We start from the raw sequence: 16,359 nt of genomic DNA, 5'->3' as shown, positions 1-16,359 counted from the left end.
GGCCGACACAATCACGATATACCCGCATGCCATGCGTGAGCGTCAAGGCTCCGTCCTGGGCTTCGTCGCGAGAGAGGTCTGCGGAGACTGCAACGGCGGCTGGATGAGCCGGCTTGAGATGAAGACCGAGCGCCTCATCGTGCCCCTCATGCAGGGGAAGCGGGTACTGCTGGACGAAGAAAAGGGCACCACTCTGGCGACGTGGGCCACGAAGACGGCGTGGGTGAACGAATTCATCGGCCGCCCGGGGCCTGATCCCACTCCGCAGCCGCTCGCTACGCCGGCCATGCGCCGCCACCTGATGGACCACTCCACCCCGCCGCAGCACACTCGGGTGTGGATCGCCTACCACCAGGGCCTCTATCACCTCGATATTCGTGCCGCTGAACTCCGTATCAGCCCATCACCGGATCCAGACGATCCCGAGGTTTACACCGCTCTGTTCACGGCGCTGACCGTGGACAAACTAACCATCCTGGTTTGGACCGCAGAGACTGATCGAGTGATCGTGCCACAGCTCCCCGCCAGCTACTGGCACCCGGTGTGGCCGTTCGAGGCGGCGTTCATCTGGCCGTTGCAGCGCACAGTGAACGATCTGGCCATCGATACAACTCTGACTCGGCACTCCCAACGCCATCCACTTCCGCCTCACGACCGCGTCGTGCAGGGAGATTTGGGGTCAGGTATCCGCAGACTGAATGAGCTGCGGGATCGCCCCCTGCACGACTGAGATTCGTGAAGCCTCAAGATGGCATCAACGCCGTCCTCGATCGATACTAAAAACATCTCGTAAAGCGGAGGTAGCGTCGTGGGGAATCGTGATAAGCGAGGCCGGAAACGCGGTAACCCAATTCCGCCAGAAGAAGTAATTGAGTTTGCTGAACTTCCGTACGGCCTTATGGTTCGACAGGGGCGTTTTATCGAGACGCATGGAACGCGCAGCCAGAGCGAGATGGATGAACTCGTAGACTATCTCTCGGGGCCGTATGCCGAGCATCTTAATAAAAAGAGGGAAAAGGCGAGCGCGCGACTGGATGAAATCCTTACGGAAACCGATCCGCTCGAGCTGATTTGCCGAGCGTCGTTGACGTATGCCCAAGTCGACCCCGTGACGTTTCGAGAGTCCGAGAATGATCAGCTCCCATCTCATATCGAATTTCTCGCCCTACGGGCGCTCCCACATGTTAAAGATGACCCGCAAGGTAACACGGGAAGTGACCCGTTGGAGGCAGCGATCCTCACTGGCGAGGCAATTAAGCTGGCTCGGGAACTCTTTGATGCGACCAGTGAAATTACCCTTTTCAGAGCACTGAAGGAGTCTCGCGGAAAAGAAAATGTCATCGAAGACGAGTACGTTCTGAGGACTCGAATTGACTCCATGAGTGTAAGGGGGGTTGGTTACCCCGAACATCTGACGAAGATTCTCCTCGGTTGCTTCAATGAATTTGACAGTGAATGCCGCCGATTTTTGGGGTTTACGGCATCTGAAGCAGTTACAGTCGTTCACGCGATTCACAATATTGTCGAAGAGAGAGTGTATCCGCTCCGCAGGGAGGCTGCCGATAGCTTTGGCCCCCTGTCCATCTTGCTGAAGAAGCAGCGCAGAAAAGGCAGAGGGCCTTTCCCAACATGGTTGGTCAAAGCCTCACCCACAGAGGGAAAGAACCTTCTATCCATGCTTGTTTTTGCTAGGGCGCTGACAGAATCGCGCGCTCTCTGTACTATTGTTCCGTCTGAGGTTGCATCACATACAGCGCTATCCGGTGAGTCGGTAAAGTCTGTCCTTGACTCATTCTCGTGCGACCCTGTGGAATATAACGATGAACACCACAAATATCCTGTCGGTGCCCACCCACTTACTGAACGGCCCGTTCTAAAGACAACCCAGGGGTACATCCTTCCTGTGTCAACCGCAATGTTTGAAGCGCTCCGGCCAAGGATGGAGGACTTGCTAAGAAATGCGGTAGGGGCGAAACTTTGGGAAAGGTACTTGGCGGCTCGCGGTAAATACCTAGTCCGCGAGGCTGTGGACCTAATTGCAAACACGCTCCCTGGGGCGGCCAAAGATTGCGAGATCCCATGGAAGTCAACCGTGACGCAGAGCGATCTGGATGGACTCGTATTTTCTGACGACGTTGCCTTTCGGATCCAAGGAAAAGCGGGACGTCTACATGCGGCCGCAAGACGCGGTGCTCCAGGGAGGATGAGGAAGAATATTGAAGAGCTGATCGAATCGGCGGCATCGCAGCACAAGGCACTGGCTGATGCTCTTCGAGATGAAGGTGCCGCAGCGATCGGCCTTAGTAAGTACTCCGATGCGCTTAGTAAGAGATTCCAGTTCGAAGTAATCGTGACTCTCGATGACGTTACGGTCTGGGCAACTGATACCCACCAACTGGTTCAGCATGGGAATTTGGCGGAAGATCGTCCGGTTCCATGGGTCCTTTCATTGGCTGACCTCATGGTGGTCACGGATCTTCTCCACGGCAGCTTGCTCCCACATTACGTGATCAGACGGCAGCGTTTGGAGAAGCAGGCCTTCGTGTCGGCGCATGATGAATTGGATTGGGTTGGGCACTATCTTAAGGAAGGCCTCTTCTTCGACGGCTTTCTTGTCGACGGGCCTGCCAGGATGCGACTCCTTAGTTACACCGATTTCATTGATGCTTGGTATCTAACCCGAGAGCTTGAGGGGGTTACACCCGCTGAGAAACCTGCTCCCAGAATTCCAGAGGGGTTGCGCGGTCTCTTGGATCGACTAGAAAAAGTGCGACCGGCACATTGGATTACTGCATCCCTCGCTCTTATCGATGGAGACGAAGCGGCCTGGGATGAGTGGAACACCTTCCTTGTTCGCGCGCAGCAGAGAGTTCAAACGGTAGGCTGGTCAAATGCCACCCAGATCTATAACGGCAGACTTGGTGTTACTGTCTACCTGAATTATGGGATCGTCCAGTTGCGCAAGCTTATTCGTGAAATCGAAAACTACTCGCGCCGCAAGAAGGATGAAATGGGACTTCCCAATTGGGTAGCCATTGGAGATGCTGGCGGCGATCGCCTATCTGTGCATGTGATCGAAGATTCTGATGGCGGAGGTCTTGAGCATGCATTTATGAAATCGGCGGCGCCCGCCACGGAGTAACGCGCGGTTCAGCCCACGGTTGGTGGAGCGGCTTTGGGCTCGCGCCAAAGTGGCTCCGTAAAGCCGTGGAGCCGACCGCCCCAGCCACGACGTACTCCTTCTCTGGCGTCAGGTGGCTGCATGCTAGGAGCGCGGCACGGGCGCCGGCCGGGGTGGAGCGGGGCGGAGACAGGAGCGCAGGCCCGGCCGGCGCCCGTGCCGCGCGCGGGGAGCGGAGCGAGCCGCCTTGATGAAGTAGGGAAAGTTCTACCGCGCACTCTGAGCGCCTTTGATCATCGCCGTCGGACGACCTACTCACGTGAGCAGGTCAGGGCTACGCTTGTTGTGCGTGCCGACATAACACGACGACAAGGAGCGTGCTCACGGGATGGGACCGAAGTCTGAGCGGGTCTACCGCACGATTCGCGAGTGGATCACGACAGGCAAGTACCACCCTGGTGCCAAGCTCCCGTCGGAGCGGACCCTGTCCGAGGAACTTGAGATCGGTCGCACCGCCCTTCGTCAAGTGCTGGCGAAGCTGGTGGCTGAGGGCGCCGTCGAAGTGCACGGTCGTAGCTCGTATCGCGTACCAGACCGCTCCGTCACCACGGAGACCCCGACGGACGTCGAGCCCTGGCAGATCCATGGTGAGCGGACTCTGTACGACAACCGCTGGGTGAAGCTTGGTCTTGTCGATGTCGAGCCGCCCGGTGTCGAGCGCTTCGAGCATCACGTTGTACGCCTGCATCACGTGGCCATCGCCGCCGTCCTCGACGATCAGGATCGTGTCCTGATGATGTGGCGGTACCGTTTCGTCCCCCGGTCCTTCGGCTGGGAGCTCCCTGGTGGGATCGTCGACGAGGGGGAGAACTCCTTGCAGGCGGCCCTGCGTGAGGTCGAGGAAGAGACCGGCTGGCGGCCCGACGGGCTTGAGCACGTGGTCACCTATCAGCCGATGGTCGGCATGGTCGACTCGCCGCATGAGATCTTCGTGGGCCAAGGCGCGAAGCTCGTCGGTGAGCCGACCGACCTGGAGGAAGCCGGGCACATCGCCTGGGTTCCCCTCGCCGACATCCCTGGCCTGATGGCTCGCGGTGAACTCATGGGGTCGGGGACCCTCGTTGCTCTGCTGCACGTGCTTGCTTCCCGGGGTGCCGGCGCTTCGCCTACAGCCGCTGGGTGAGCTGTTCGATGCGGCGGCGGTGACGCACGGACCCCGTACGGCTTGCCACCAAGCGGGCTTGGCGCAGGTGCTCGTGTGCCTGGTCGTACTCGCCGCGGGCCACGTGCGCCTGCGCGAGATCACAGCGCAGTCCTGCTGAGGCCCGGATGAACGTCGGGTCGGTCGCTTCCAAGGCGGTGTAGAGGCTGCCTACCGCTTCCTCGTCGCCTATCAGGGCCAGTGCGTTGCCTCGCCACCTGGCCAGGTGACCGCCGTTGAGGAAGATGCTCAGCATGTCGGGGTCGCGGGCTTCCTCGCCCGACGGTAGGCATTTTATCGCGTTGTCGAGTGCGCGACGGCACTCATTCTGGAGCCCTGCTCTTGCGCAAATCTCGGCTTCGGCCGCGTACAGCCATGCCCTGAGCCGCGGGGACATCGCCGAGCCGCCGAGTCGCTGCGCGTCTCGCACCAACTCGACAGCCATCGGGGCCCGGCCGGCATCGCAGAGTACGTACGCCTGCTCCGCGGTGGCATGAGCCAGATACATCGGCTCGTCCGCCTCCTGGGCGGCCCGCTTGCCCAACTCATAGTGACGCCAAGCTCGTTCGACTGCGCCGACGTCGAGTGCCTGCCATGCCGCCAGCGTCGCCGCTCCGGCTAACGCCACGGCTACCGGGCGTCGCGTCTCGGGCAGTACGGCGAACGTGAGGGCGTCTTCCAGCGTCGACAGGTGTGCGGTCATCTGGTCGACAAGGCTTGCCGCACCGAGCTGCCGGTCGATGGTCCGCAGTAGTTCGGTCTGGTCCATGAACGTCTTCACCATGGTCTGGCTGACGTTGCGGGCTGCGTCGATACGGCTCATGAGTTCGTCGTAGCCGTCGACTGCGGAGCCGGTGGGTGGTGCCTCCGGCTTGCCGGTCAACTCGTCGTCCGTGACGCCCAGGAGGACGCGGAGGATGCTTGCGTACCGGGTCGAGATGGCTCGCCGGCCGTTCTCCCACTCCGAGACGTACACGCGCAGGCTCGCTGTCGACGCGACGCTGAGCATGTGCTGACGCGCATGACGTTCGATCTCGCGAACCAGACGCTCTTGCGACCATTCGCGCGCGCTTCTTGCTGTCTTGAGTCCGTTCATCACCTGTGCCGCTCCGCATGGGGTGTTGAGCCGTAACAGCAGCATGCCTCACATCGGTGCAGGTCGGCAGGGGTTAACGAGACGGGTGTTAACCCCTGTTGGCTACCGATTCGTTGGCGTGAGCGCTTCTCTAGAAGTGTCGCAGTAAAGCGAGTTGCACCACCGGAGTCGCTACGGCACTTGACTTCTGGTGCGCACCAGTTGCAATCTACTGGTGCGCACCAGATGGACGGTGTGAGTGCCTACGGCTTTGCTGCGGGCCACCCGTCAACGCACAGGAGCGGCGTCCCCACCGCCAAGTAAGCACGCCGCTCCCACCCTCAGAGAGGTAGTTCCATAATGCGTCAGATCCCCGTCGACACTTCCAACGCCACCGTGATGGTCGCCAAGGCTCCGCAGACGAAGCTGAAGGACCGCCGGACCGGTGAGATCGCCATGGACGCCGAGACCGGCGCGAAGCTGCTGACCGTGGACGTGATGTTCGCGGCCAACAACGAGGTGGAGATCCTTTCTCTGACCGTTCCTGAGTCGGGCGTCTCCGAGGAACTGGTCATGGGCACCCCGGTCGCTCTGACCGGTCTGATCGCCCGGCCGTGGGAGAACGAGTTCAACGGTCAGAAGCGTCACGGCATCGCCTTCCGCGTGGTCGCGGTCACCTCGCTGGCTGTCGCGGGCTCGGCTTCGCAGGCGGCCTGATCATGACTGCCTTCCTGATCGCCCTGGTGCTGGTCGTCGCCGCTGCGGGTCTTCTGCGGTGGCGGCGCCCCGCCTGGTACTGGCTGGCCTTCGGCGTCACCTTCGCTGTCCTGCGGGTCCTGGTCCGCTACGTCTCGGTCATGGACGCCTGCGGGCTGACGGTGCCACCCTCCCGGTGGCGCCTGGCCCTGGCCCGGATCGCCAACCGACCGGTGCCGGAGTCCCGGGTTCCGCGCATCTTGCGGGTCCGGCCCACCCGTACGGGCCTGGTACTGCGTCTCAAGCTCCGCCCGGGTCAGGACGCCTTCGACGTCTCGGCCGCGTCGGACCGGCTCCGCCACTCGTTCGGCATGTACGGCGTGACCTCTCGTGAGCTGCGCTCCGGCGTGGTGGAGGTACGCATGACCGGCTACGACGTGCTCAAGCGAGTACAGATGCCGGCCACCGCCGACACCAAGCCTATGCGGGTACCGGTCGCGTTACGTGAAGACGGCTCGGTCCACTACCGCGACTACCGGGCCGTGCCGCACGGGCTCACGCTCGGCGCCACCGAGTCAGGGAAGTCCGTGTATCAGCGCAACCTCGTTGCCGGACTCGCCGCGCAGGACGTCGCCTTGGTCGGCATCGACTGCAAGCAGGGCGTCGAGCTCTTCCCGCTCGCCCGGCGTTTCTCCGCCCTCGCCGACAACCCGGACACCGCCCTCGAACTCCTCGAAGCACTCGTGACGCACATGGAAGACGTCTACCAACTCATCCGCGCCCAGCAGCGCATCAGCGTCAACGTCCCGGACGCACAGATCGCCGCCGACATCTGGGACCTGCCCGCCGACATGCGTCCGGTCCCGGTCGTCGTCCTGGTCGACGAGGTCGCCGAACTCGCCCTGTTCGCCACCAAGGACGAGGAAAAGCGCCGGGATCGCATCGTCACCGCCCTGGTCCGGCTCGCCCAGCTCGGCCGTGCTTCCGGGATCTACCTGGAGATCTGCGGGCAGCGCTTCGGCTCCGAACTCGGCAAGGGCATCACCATGCTCCGCGCTCAACTCACCGGTCGCACCGCGCACCGCGTCAACGACGAAGCCTCCGCAAACATGGCCTTCGGCGACATCGCCCCGGACGCCGTCCTCGCCGCCATCCAGATCCCCACCGACACCCCCGGCATCGCCGTCACCGGCGACTCCTCAGGCGGCTGGGCCCGCATCCGCGCCCCGCACACCTCGCTGCGCCAAGCCGTGAACATCTGCAACAAGCACGCCGACCGGACCCCTGACCTGCCCGCCCTGGAGCCCTTCCGGCCCGTGGTCGCTCCGCTGCCCTCGGCCCGAGTGCCGCTGTCCAAGACGGCCTCCGCCACCGCTTGATCCTCTCTGCACTCCCGGTCGGCGCGACCGTCCCTCGCGCTAGGTCCCTACCCCCTCCATGCCTCATTGCCGGAAGGAGCCGTGATGGCCCGCCCCGCCCTCCGAGTCGACGCCGTACTCGTCCAAGCCGTCATTGCCGGGGCGCTCTCCTTCGCCCACCTGCACGACCTGGCCGCCGCTGCCGGACAGAGCGGCTGGAAAGCCTGGGCCTACCCGATCAGCGTTGACCTGCTCCTGGTCGCCGCCTGGCGACGACTGCGCTCCGACGGGCCGTCCCGGCTGGCCTGGTGCTGGTTCGTCATCGCACTGGTCGCCTCGCTCGGCGCCAACATCGCCACCGCCGGGCTCCTCGACCTCGACCGGGTCCCGGCCTGGCTGAGCATCCTCGTCGCCGCCTGGCCTGCCCTGGCTTTCATGGGCGGCACGCTCCTGGCTCACTCCAACACCGATCACCCGGCGGCGCCCGAAGCGCCGGCCGCTGCACCGGAGTCCGAGACCTGCCCCGAACCAGTCGCCTCGCCTGCGTCGGGATCCGTACCAGCCGCGGTGCCCGAGTCCGAGGAAATTCCCGCGCTCTCTGCCGCTGGTCCGGTCCCAGTTCCGGAACCTGCCCCGGCTTTGCCCGTCACCGCGGCCCCGCCGGTTCCGGCCGCGTTGGTCGACCACGCCCGGAAAGTCGCCGCCGACCACCACGCCCGCACCGGCACCCGGATTGACCTCGACACCCTGCGCGCACGCCTCGGCGTTCCACCCCAGCTCGCCCATGCCATCGCCGCCCAACTCGCCTGATCAGAAGGGAGCGCCACCGACATGCCTGCTCGCGACCACTTCCACTCCGTGATGCGGATCGGGCCCGTGCAGATCGGCACCCACCGTGACCGCAACGGCCAGACCAAGCACGCCGCTGTGTGCACGAACGACCGGTGCGGCTGGTCCGCCGACCACGGCAGCGCGACCGCCGCCCAGCTCGCCGCCCGTACCCACCGCTGCACGGTCCGATAGGAGCCCGCCCCGTGGACGTCCCGCTCTGGCTCGCCCTTGCCGCCGTCGGCTACCTCGGCGTCAAGCTCATCCGCCCGCCGCTCTGGTTGGTCCTGGTGCTGCTCCTCGGCGGCTACCTCATCGCGGACAGCCTCCTCGCCCCGGTCATAGACACCGCCGTCAAGTAACCCGTCCCGAAGGGAAATCCGCCGATGTTCCGCCCGAAGATCCCGGCCATGCCGCAGCCCACCGGCTTCATCACCCCGCCCGCCGTCATCGAGCCGACGGCTGTCATCCAGCACACTCCGACTGCCCCCGCGCCCGTTGCTCCAACTCGGCCGACTGTTCAGCTCACCCCTGGCGCCGTCGTCGCCCTCGTCGGTAGCGGCACGGCCGTCGTCCTGGTCGTCGGCGCCGTACTCGTCTCGATGCTCCTGGCGGTCGCCATCACTGGTGCGTCCGTCGCTATCTGCGCCTTGGTCATCCGCTCGCTCATCACGACCGAGGCGAAGCACCGCTGACCGACTCCCGGGCGGCCTCAACCGCCAAGTCTCCGCCGCCCGGGAGCCGTGCCCCTCTCCGATCTCGCAACCGGAAGGAACCCCCAGCATGCCCCCGCACAGCCACCCGCAGGCTCACATCTGCTCGAACTGCAACGGTCATGCCTCCGTCGCCATCACCCTCGGCGGACGTGACCGGCACGGCCACCTGCGGATCATCACCGCCAACTGCCCGTCCTGCCACGGCACCGGTACCTCCCGCCGCTCGACCGCAGGGGAGGGCGCCCGTGCCTGACGTCCTCCTCAACCCGATCACCCTCGGCGACCTGCTGAGGGTGGCTTCGGCCGACGACTTCGACCGCTGGCAGGACCAGATTCGCCGTTCCGGCGGCTGCGCCGACCCGATCCACCTCACCGGCTGGACCCTCGCCAAGGACAAGACGACCGGCGAGACCCTGCACCGCTACTCGACCGAGACCGAGCCCGGCGGACGGCTCCGCGTCGCCTGCGGAAACCGCCGTGCCTCCCGCTGCCCCTCCTGCGCCTGGACATACGCCGGAGACACGTACCACCTCATCCGCGCGGGCCTGGCTGGGGACGACCGCCGAGACATCCCCGCCACCGTTCGCGATCACCCCCGCGTCTTCGCCACCCTCACCGCTCCGTCCTTCGGACCGGTCCACAACCGTCCCGACCGGGGCTCCTGCCGCTGCGGCACCCGCCACGCGTCCGATGCCCCCGCGCTCGGCACGGCACTCGATCCGAAGACGTACGACTACGCGGGCGCCGTCCTGTTCAACAACTGCGCCGGACAGCTGTGGCAGCGCTTCACCAACCGACTCCGCCGCGAGATTGCCGCCCGTGCCGGCCTCACCCAACGCGAACTCAAGGAGGTCGCTCGGCTCTCGTACGGAAAGGTCGCCGAGTTCCAGAAGCGCGGCGCCCTGCACTTCCACGCCGTCATCCGCATCGACGGCCCGGACGGACCTGACACCCCGCCCCCGTCCTGGGCCTCGGCGGGCCTGCTCTCGGATGCCATCGAGGCCGCCGCGGCGCACTCCTACACCTCTGTCTCCGTGCCTGCCATCGAGGACGAGCCCACCCGCACCTTCCGCTGGGGCACTCAGCTCGACGTACGGCCCGTGAAAGCGTTCGGCGACGGCTCCGACATCACTGAACAAGCGGTGGCCTCGTACGTTGCCAAGTACGCCACCAAAGCCGCCGAGAACACCGGCTCCATCGACCGCCGTATTGGCGAACTCTCCGAACTCGACCGCCACGGCGTTCCCGACCACACCCGCAGCCTGATCGAAGCGTGCAAGCGACTCGACCCGCTGTACCCGGACCGGCGGCTCTGGGCCTGGGCTCACATGCTCGGCTTCCGCGGCCACTTCTCCTCCAAGTCCCGGCGCTACTCGACCACCCTCGGGGAGCTCCGGCGGGCCCGTGCCGACTTCCGTGCCGAGCAGGAACGCCGAGCACTCGGCCTGGACGACGTCGAGCCGGACACCGTCCTTGTCCTGGCCGACTGGCAGTACGCCGGGCACGGCCACACCCCTGGCGAATCCGCACTCGCCGCCACCATCGCCCGGGACCTGCAACTCAACCGTGAAACCGCACGCGAAGCCCTACGCGACCAACGCGCCACGGAAGGAGCCGCAGTATGAGAGACCGCTACCTCAGCGTTGACCAGGTCGCCGAGCTGCTCGGTACGACGGCCCGCTTCCCTCGACGCCTGATCGCCGAGCGGCGCATCACCTTCGTCAAGGTCGGCCGTCACGTCCGCATCCCCGAAAGTGCTGTGGACGCCTTCGTGGCGGCGCACACCGTGGAGCCGATCACCGGTCGTACCTCGCGCCTCAGGGCGGTGGCCTGATGCCCAACGCCAAAGGGCGCCGTCGCCGCTTCGGATCCGTACGCAAGCTGCCCTCGGGGCGCTTCCAGGCCCGCTACCGGGGCCCGGACGGTCTGATGCGCACGGCGGACAAGACGTTTGCCACGCAGACCGACGCGGACCGCTGGCTCGTCAAACAAGAGGCCGAGATCCTTGACGGCAACTGGCAGAACCCTGACGTCACTGAGGTCTTCGGGGACTTCGCGGAGTCCTGGTTCAAGGATCGCGACTACGCCGCGACCACTCGGGAACGCAACGCTGGCGTGCTCAAGCTGCACATCCTTCCGACCTTCCGCGCGGTCCCGTTGCGAGAGATCACCACGCCGCAGGTACGGCGCTGGCGTACGGATCTCCTTGGTTCCGGGGTCGGCGTGGCCACCGTGTCCAAGTCGTACCAAGTCCTCCGCGCCATCATGAATACGGCGGTGGATGACGGGTTGATCCAGCGCAATCCGTGCCGGATCAAGGGCGCCGGGGCGGTCACTCACACCGAGCGGCCGTTCCTGTCCGTGCCCGAGGTCTACCGGCTTGCCGAGGCTGTTCCGCCGCACTGCCGCGTCCTGATCCTCCTGGCCGCGTTCACGGCGCTCCGCTTCGGCGAGCTGGCTGCTCTGCAGCGTCGTGACATCGACCTGGAGGCCCGTACCGTCTCCGTCCGTCGTGCGTATGCCGAGACGCGTACCGACGGTCTCACGGTCAAGGCTCCCAAGAGCGCGGCCGGTGTTCGCACCGTGGCGTTCCCGGCCTCGCTGGTCGAGGAGCTGGCTCATCACCTCGCTGAGCACGCGAGTGCCGGCCGGACCGGGCTCGTCTTCGTCGGGGCCCGTGGCGGTGTCCTGCGCCGGAACAACTTCCGGCGGATCTGGCTTCGGGCCCTCGATGCGACCGGTCTTGGTGACGTCCACTTCCACGATCTTCGGCATACGGGAAACACCCTCGCCGCGACCGGTGGGGCGACCACGCGAGAGCTGATGCATCGCATGGGGCACTCGTCCGTGCGGGCCGCGCTGATCTATCAGCACCTCGTCAACGGGCGGGACCATCAGATCGCCGATTACGTCGATGGGCAGATCCGGAAGGTCAAGCGGCCTCCGCAGGATCCTTCTGGCACGTAAGTGGCACGGCGGCGGAAACGCGCCGACAAAGATCAAGGCCCAGGCATCCGGCCTCACACCGGTTGACCTGGGCCTTGGCTGTGTCCTGGGACTGGTGGGCGCGGACGGTTTCGAACCGCCGACATCCGCCTTGTAAGGGCGGCGCTCTACCGCTGAGCTACGCGCCCGGGACGAGTCGACAGCCTACATTGCCCGGGGTGGTGCCCTGCAAACCCGTTCCCTGGGGTGCCGTGCGGGGGTTTTCCCCACCCTGGATCCGGGAGTGGTCCGGATGCCTCGGGTGGGACCGGCTCCGTACGGTCGAGGTGTGTCCCGGTGCTGCTTGGGGCTTGGGACTTGGGTGTTCGGATTTGGGGGGTTTCGGTATGAATGGGCGGCAGGGTTTTTCGGGTCGGGGTGGGTGGCGGCGTCGTGGGGGGCTGGCCGCTGTCGGGGTGGGGGTGGTCGCCGTGGGGCTTCTTGCCTCCGGGTGTGGGAACAGTGCTGATGAGGACACGGAACCTGAGACGCGGTCGTTCGCGCTCGACGGGCGGACCTTGACCGTCGACTCCGACGACTCGGCGCTGGAGCTGGTCGTGGGGGACGTGGACGATGTACAGGTCACTCGGTGGTTCAAGGCCAGTGTCGCGATCGGCAAGGATCCCGAGATCACCTGGAGCATGGAGAAAGGCGACACTCTCAAGCTGCGGGTGCACTGTTCTGGTGTGGTCGCCGACTGCTCGGCCAAGCACCGGATCGTCGTGCCGCGCGGGGTCGCGCTGACGGTGAAGGACCAGGACGGGAGTGTGCGGGCCACCGGGTTCGAGGAAGCCCTCGATATCCGGGCGAGCGATGGGTCCGTGCGGGTCCAGGATGTTTCCGGGCGTCTGACGCTGCGTACCGCGGACGGGTCCGTCCATGCCAGTGGTATCGACTCCCGGCGGGTTGAGGTGAACACGCAGGACGGGTCCGCGCACCTCGAATTCGCCTCCGTTCCCGACCAGGTCTCGGCGCGTGGGCACGACGGGTCTCTCACCATCGGGCTGCCGGACGCCAAGTACCGGGTCACCACCGGTGCCCAGGACGGGGCCGTGGACGTGTCGGTGCCGCGTGACAACAGCAGCTCCCATGTGGTGTCCGCGCACACCCAGGACGGGAAAGTCACGGTGCGTACCGCGAACTAACCGGCCCGTGTGTTCGTCCTTACCTGGTGGGAGAATGAATCGGGGCCACCACCGGGGCAGGACGGATCTCAGCACGGGAGAGGGAAGTGACGGCGACACCGGCGACACCTTCACAGCCGTATTCGCCGTTTGTGCCGTGCGCACAGCAAGTGCCTCGGTTCCGTGCGGGCCGTGACCTGTTGGGGCTTGTACTGCTTCCGCTTCCGCTGGTCGCGCTGGTGCTTCCCGCCGCCTTCGCCGGCGGGGGTACGCGGCGGTGGTTCGGGGGGCGTTCCGAGAGCCAGCGGGCCGAGGCACAGGCCGCGAAGGATGCCGCGGCGGCCGCGTTCTACGAGCTCGACACGGCACAGCGTGATCTGCGGATCTCGATCGAGACCATCACCGCCGTCGACGACACCCCGCCCGCCCGGCGCGCGGTCGCCGACTTCGAGGCGCTCGGCCGGCGTATCGACGAGGTCAGTCATACGTACATCGACGCCGTGGACGCCCATGATCTCGACCGGGACGATCTGGAGGCCTCCGTCGCCGCTCACGCTCGTACGGAGCTGAGCAAGGCCAAGGACGAGTTGGTTCGCGTCAAGCAGGAGCTCGATCGGTTCGAGCGGGGGCTCGGGCCGCTGCTCGGGAAGGCCGAGACGCAGCTTGCCCGGCTCGCCCCGGCCGTGGAGCGTGCCCGGCAGTCCCTGCTCGCCGCGTCGAACGCGCTCGACGCGGTGCGGGGGAGCGGCCTCAAGGCCGATGATCTTGCCGCCCGTCTGGCCGCGCTCGCCCCCGAGCTGACCAAGCTCAACCAGGGGGCCGGGCAGCACGGCGTGCCGGAGACGCTGGAACGGGCCGACCGGGTCGCCCGGGACGCCGGAGCCGTGCGCGCGGAGGCCGAGCGGCTGCCTGAGCGGGCCACCGAGATCGACCGCCGCCTCGTGTCGCTGCGTACGCGCGCGCAGGCCCTCACCACTCGGTCCGGGCAGGTGAATCCGGTGCTCAGCGAGTTGCGGCGGAGGTTCGTGGCCGAATGCTGGCAGGACCTTCAGCATGTGCCCGACCAGGCCGCGGAGGCCGTTCGGCAGGCCGAGGTGAAGCTGGCGGAGGCGCGGGGCGCTCGGGAGGAGCAGCGGTGGGCCGATGCGACCGCTCTGCTGTCCACGGTGCGGGCCTTGCTGAACACGACCGATGAGGCGGTGTCCGCGGCGGGGGACCGGTTGCGGCGGCTGAACGAGGTGTCGAAGGATCCGCAGCGGGAGATCGAGCGGACGCGGTTCGCGATCCGGGATGCGCAGCGGCTTGCGATGGCTGGGCGTAACACGCCCGACCCTCGGCAGGCGCGGCCGCTCGACGAGTCGGTGGCTCGGTTGGAGCGGGCGATCGGGTCGTTGGAGGGGCGGCATCCGGACTACTGGCATTTCTTGACTGAGCTTGAGGGTGTGCGGGGGGCTGTTGCGGGAGTTGTTTCGCAGATTCGGGAGGAGCGGGGGGCTGGCGCGTAGCTGGGCCGGGTCGGGTAGGGACTTCGGCTGCGGGTCGGTGGAGGTTGAGCGCGCAGTTCCCCGCGCCCCTGGGTGAGTAGGGGTGTGCCCCGGTTTTGAGGGGCCGGGTCGGGTGGGGACTTCGGCTGCGGGTCGGTGGGGGCTGGTCGCGCAGTTCCCCGCGCCCCTAGGTGGGTGGGGGTGAGCGCGCTGGTCCTCGCGGGCCTGGGTGGGTGGGGGTTGGGCGGGCTGGTTCTTGTGGGTTTGGAAGAGCGGTTGTGGCCCGGCTTTCAGGGGGTCCTGGGGCTCGGGTCTATGACGGGGGCCGGGTTTCCGGGGCTCCCGCGTGCTTGACGCTCATCCTCGCGTTCACCTTCTCCGTCGGTGTTATCTCCGACCAGAAGCGGTGGCAGGTCACGAAGACCGCCAGTTCTCGCTCGCGTTGGCGGAGTTTTTCCACCTCGGCCTGTTCGTCGGGGGTCCAGCCCGGGGAAGCGGGGCGTTCCACCTTGCGCCAGCCGTGGTCGTCGCTGAAGCCGTCCAGGGGCTCGACCGACCAGGGGAGCCGCTTCAGCAGGGCCAGAAGTTCGGCCCGGACCTGATGCAGTTCCTCCTGACCGGCCAGGAGGTCGCTTGGGAAGTCGTAGGTCTCAGCCACCCCTCAATGGTACGTCTGTTCGATTTTGCGATGCGAGTTCTTTGGGGGACTTCGCAGGGGGAGTTCACGCGAACGGTCGCGTTGTCAGTGCCGCGCGCGAGACTGGACGTATGTGCCGCAGCATCAAGACTCTCCGACCGCCCGTCCTGCCCGAAGAGGCCACGGAGGAGGACATCCGCGCCGCCGCTCTTCAGTACGTCCGCAAGATCTCGGGCTTCCGCGCCCCGGCCGCCCACAACCGCGAGGTCTTCGAACGCGCCGTCGACGCCGTCGCCGAAGCCACGGCCGAACTGCTGGCCGGACTGGAGGTGAGGGGGCAGCGGGGGCAGCAGGGTCAGACCGCCCGCACGTCCTAGGGGCAGTCCCGCCCCGTTGTCAGGCGCTCCGGCGCGGACACCGGTACGGGCGCGGATACGGGTAGGGGTAGGGGTAGGGGTGCCAGTGTGGATGTCGGCGTCGGCGTCCGTGCCGGAGTCGGGCTGCGCATCAAGTACGCCGCCCCCGCGCCCGCCCCGAACAGCGCCACCAGCGAGATGCCCGAGGCGAACCACGTCGCGCCCAGCCACTGGCCGCCGAAGTAGCCGAGGGCCACGCTGTACGCGGCCCACGCGAGGCCCGCGAGGATCGACCAGGGCAGGAACTCGCGTACGCGCCGGTGTGCGGCCCCCGCGCCGAGGGAGACCAGCGAGCGGCCCGCCGGGGCGAAACGGGCGAGCACGACCAGCGTGCCGCCGCCACGGGCGAGGGCCGCGCCGAGACGTTCCTGCGCCCCCCTCAGCCGCCGGGAGCGGGCGATGGCGCGGTCCAGCCGTGCGCCGCCGCACCAGGCCAGCCGGTACGCCACCAGGTCGCCGAGGACCGACGCGGTCGCGGCGCAGAGGATCAGGGAGAGGATGTCCGGCACGTGCTGGACCGCCGCTCCGGTGCCCGCCGCGGCAGCCGTCGCCGCCGTGATGACCAGCACGCCGCTCGGCAGCACCGGCAGAAAGACGTCGAACAGGACCGACAGCGCCACTACGGCATAGATCCATTGGCTGTAGATCCAAGGGGTGCCGGACAGCGACCCCACACTCTCAAGCACCGAAACTCCCCTGTGTCTCCCCCGTAGGCCCC

The 16,359-nt window shown here is 66.4% G+C and carries 19 protein-coding genes and 1 tRNA gene; 16 read left to right on the top strand and 4 right to left on the bottom strand.

Features of this window, described 5'->3' with window-relative positions:
* The first annotated feature begins 31 nt into the window (after nucleotides 1-31).
* The 3 genes from C6Y14_RS22015 (at nucleotide 32) to C6Y14_RS22010 (ending at nucleotide 4,304) form a co-directional block, all read left to right on the top strand.
* On the top strand, nucleotides 32-730 hold the full coding sequence (locus tag C6Y14_RS22015; protein ID WP_107018482.1) for a hypothetical protein: 699 nt from the start codon (nucleotides 32-34) through the stop codon (nucleotides 728-730).
* A gap of 78 nt (nucleotides 731-808) precedes the next feature.
* Complete coding sequence (locus C6Y14_RS44165; protein WP_159074297.1) at nucleotides 809-3,142, top strand: hypothetical protein; 2,334 nt, start codon at nucleotides 809-811, stop codon at nucleotides 3,140-3,142.
* A gap of 367 nt (nucleotides 3,143-3,509) precedes the next feature.
* The gene (locus C6Y14_RS22010) at nucleotides 3,510-4,304 is read left to right on the top strand and encodes an NUDIX domain-containing protein (protein WP_107018481.1); all 795 of its coding nucleotides are present in this window, start codon (nucleotides 3,510-3,512) and stop codon (nucleotides 4,302-4,304) included.
* On the opposite strand, the gene C6Y14_RS22005 is transcribed toward C6Y14_RS22010, so the two are convergent.
* A complete protein-coding gene (locus tag C6Y14_RS22005; RefSeq protein ID WP_199854816.1) occupies nucleotides 4,288-5,331 on the bottom strand; it encodes a tetratricopeptide repeat protein in 1,044 nt (347 codons plus the stop codon). The genes C6Y14_RS22010 and C6Y14_RS22005 overlap by 17 nt on opposite strands.
* Nucleotides 5,332-5,757: 426 nt before the next feature.
* Between C6Y14_RS22005 and C6Y14_RS22000 the strand changes: the two genes are divergently transcribed.
* The 10 genes from C6Y14_RS22000 (at nucleotide 5,758) to C6Y14_RS21955 (ending at nucleotide 11,962) form a co-directional block, all read left to right on the top strand.
* Nucleotides 5,758-6,114, top strand: coding sequence for an SCO3933 family regulatory protein (locus C6Y14_RS22000; protein ID WP_107018480.1), 357 nt, complete (start codon nucleotides 5,758-5,760; stop codon nucleotides 6,112-6,114).
* Nucleotides 6,115-6,116: 2 nt separating this feature from the next.
* Complete coding sequence (locus C6Y14_RS21995; RefSeq protein WP_107018479.1) at nucleotides 6,117-7,472, top strand: FtsK/SpoIIIE domain-containing protein; 1,356 nt, start codon at nucleotides 6,117-6,119, stop codon at nucleotides 7,470-7,472.
* An 84-nt stretch (nucleotides 7,473-7,556) separates the two neighbouring features.
* The gene (locus C6Y14_RS21990; protein WP_107018478.1) at nucleotides 7,557-8,261 is read left to right on the top strand and encodes a DUF2637 domain-containing protein; all 705 of its coding nucleotides are present in this window, start codon (nucleotides 7,557-7,559) and stop codon (nucleotides 8,259-8,261) included.
* A 21-nt stretch (nucleotides 8,262-8,282) separates the two neighbouring features.
* A complete protein-coding gene (locus C6Y14_RS21985) occupies nucleotides 8,283-8,474 on the top strand; it encodes a mobile element transfer protein (RefSeq protein ID WP_107018477.1) in 192 nt (63 codons plus the stop codon).
* Between the two features lie 11 nt (nucleotides 8,475-8,485).
* Complete coding sequence (locus C6Y14_RS21980) at nucleotides 8,486-8,641, top strand: hypothetical protein (protein WP_107018476.1); 156 nt, start codon at nucleotides 8,486-8,488, stop codon at nucleotides 8,639-8,641.
* A 24-nt stretch (nucleotides 8,642-8,665) separates the two neighbouring features.
* Nucleotides 8,666-8,974, top strand: coding sequence for a SpdD-like protein (locus tag C6Y14_RS21975; protein ID WP_107018475.1), 309 nt, complete (start codon nucleotides 8,666-8,668; stop codon nucleotides 8,972-8,974).
* An 88-nt stretch (nucleotides 8,975-9,062) separates the two neighbouring features.
* Nucleotides 9,063-9,248 carry a hypothetical protein gene (locus C6Y14_RS21970; protein ID WP_107018474.1) on the top strand — a complete coding sequence of 62 codons (186 nt, stop codon included), beginning with the start codon at nucleotides 9,063-9,065 and terminating at the stop codon, nucleotides 9,246-9,248.
* On the top strand, nucleotides 9,241-10,620 hold the full coding sequence (repSA, locus tag C6Y14_RS21965) for a replication initiator protein RepSA (protein ID WP_107018473.1): 1,380 nt from the start codon (nucleotides 9,241-9,243) through the stop codon (nucleotides 10,618-10,620). The genes C6Y14_RS21970 and repSA overlap by 8 nt, the downstream gene beginning before the upstream one ends.
* Nucleotides 10,617-10,829: a helix-turn-helix domain-containing protein gene (locus C6Y14_RS21960; RefSeq protein WP_107018472.1), complete on the top strand. Its 213-nt coding sequence runs from the start codon at nucleotides 10,617-10,619 to the stop codon at nucleotides 10,827-10,829. Before repSA ends, C6Y14_RS21960 begins: the two co-directional genes overlap by 4 nt.
* Nucleotides 10,829-11,962 carry a tyrosine-type recombinase/integrase gene (locus tag C6Y14_RS21955; RefSeq protein ID WP_107018471.1) on the top strand — a complete coding sequence of 378 codons (1,134 nt, stop codon included), beginning with the start codon at nucleotides 10,829-10,831 and terminating at the stop codon, nucleotides 11,960-11,962. The genes C6Y14_RS21960 and C6Y14_RS21955 overlap by 1 nt, the downstream gene beginning before the upstream one ends.
* Before the next feature lie 92 nt (nucleotides 11,963-12,054).
* Here C6Y14_RS21955 and C6Y14_RS21950 read toward each other — a convergent pair.
* Nucleotides 12,055-12,129, bottom strand: a tRNA-Val gene (locus tag C6Y14_RS21950).
* A 369-nt stretch (nucleotides 12,130-12,498) separates the two neighbouring features.
* Here C6Y14_RS21950 and C6Y14_RS21945 point away from each other — a divergent pair.
* On the top strand, nucleotides 12,499-13,125 hold the full coding sequence (locus C6Y14_RS21945) for a DUF4097 family beta strand repeat-containing protein (protein ID WP_159074296.1): 627 nt from the start codon (nucleotides 12,499-12,501) through the stop codon (nucleotides 13,123-13,125).
* An 86-nt stretch (nucleotides 13,126-13,211) separates the two neighbouring features.
* Nucleotides 13,212-14,609, top strand: a complete 1,398-nt coding sequence (locus tag C6Y14_RS21940) for a coiled-coil domain-containing protein (protein WP_107018469.1) — start codon at nucleotides 13,212-13,214, stop codon at nucleotides 14,607-14,609.
* Nucleotides 14,610-14,901: 292 nt separating this feature from the next.
* Here the strand turns inward: C6Y14_RS21940 and C6Y14_RS21935 are convergent, their stop codons facing one another.
* Nucleotides 14,902-15,246, bottom strand: coding sequence for a hypothetical protein (locus C6Y14_RS21935; protein ID WP_107018468.1), 345 nt, complete (start codon nucleotides 15,244-15,246; stop codon nucleotides 14,902-14,904).
* A 110-nt stretch (nucleotides 15,247-15,356) separates the two neighbouring features.
* On the opposite strand from C6Y14_RS21935, the gene C6Y14_RS21930 reads away from it, so the two are divergent.
* A complete protein-coding gene (locus C6Y14_RS21930; RefSeq protein ID WP_107018467.1) occupies nucleotides 15,357-15,602 on the top strand; it encodes a DUF2277 domain-containing protein in 246 nt (81 codons plus the stop codon).
* Here C6Y14_RS21930 and C6Y14_RS21925 read toward each other — a convergent pair.
* Nucleotides 15,599-16,327, bottom strand: coding sequence for a DedA family protein (locus C6Y14_RS21925; protein WP_199854803.1), 729 nt, complete (start codon nucleotides 16,325-16,327; stop codon nucleotides 15,599-15,601). The genes C6Y14_RS21930 and C6Y14_RS21925 overlap by 4 nt on opposite strands.
* Nucleotides 16,328-16,359 lie beyond the last annotated feature (32 nt).

This window comes from Streptomyces dioscori (genome assembly GCF_003024195.1).
In the GTDB taxonomy this organism is placed as follows: Bacteria; Actinomycetota; Actinomycetes; order Streptomycetales; family Streptomycetaceae; genus Streptomyces; species Streptomyces dioscori.
This window is presented reverse-complemented; position numbering and strand designations above follow the sequence as displayed.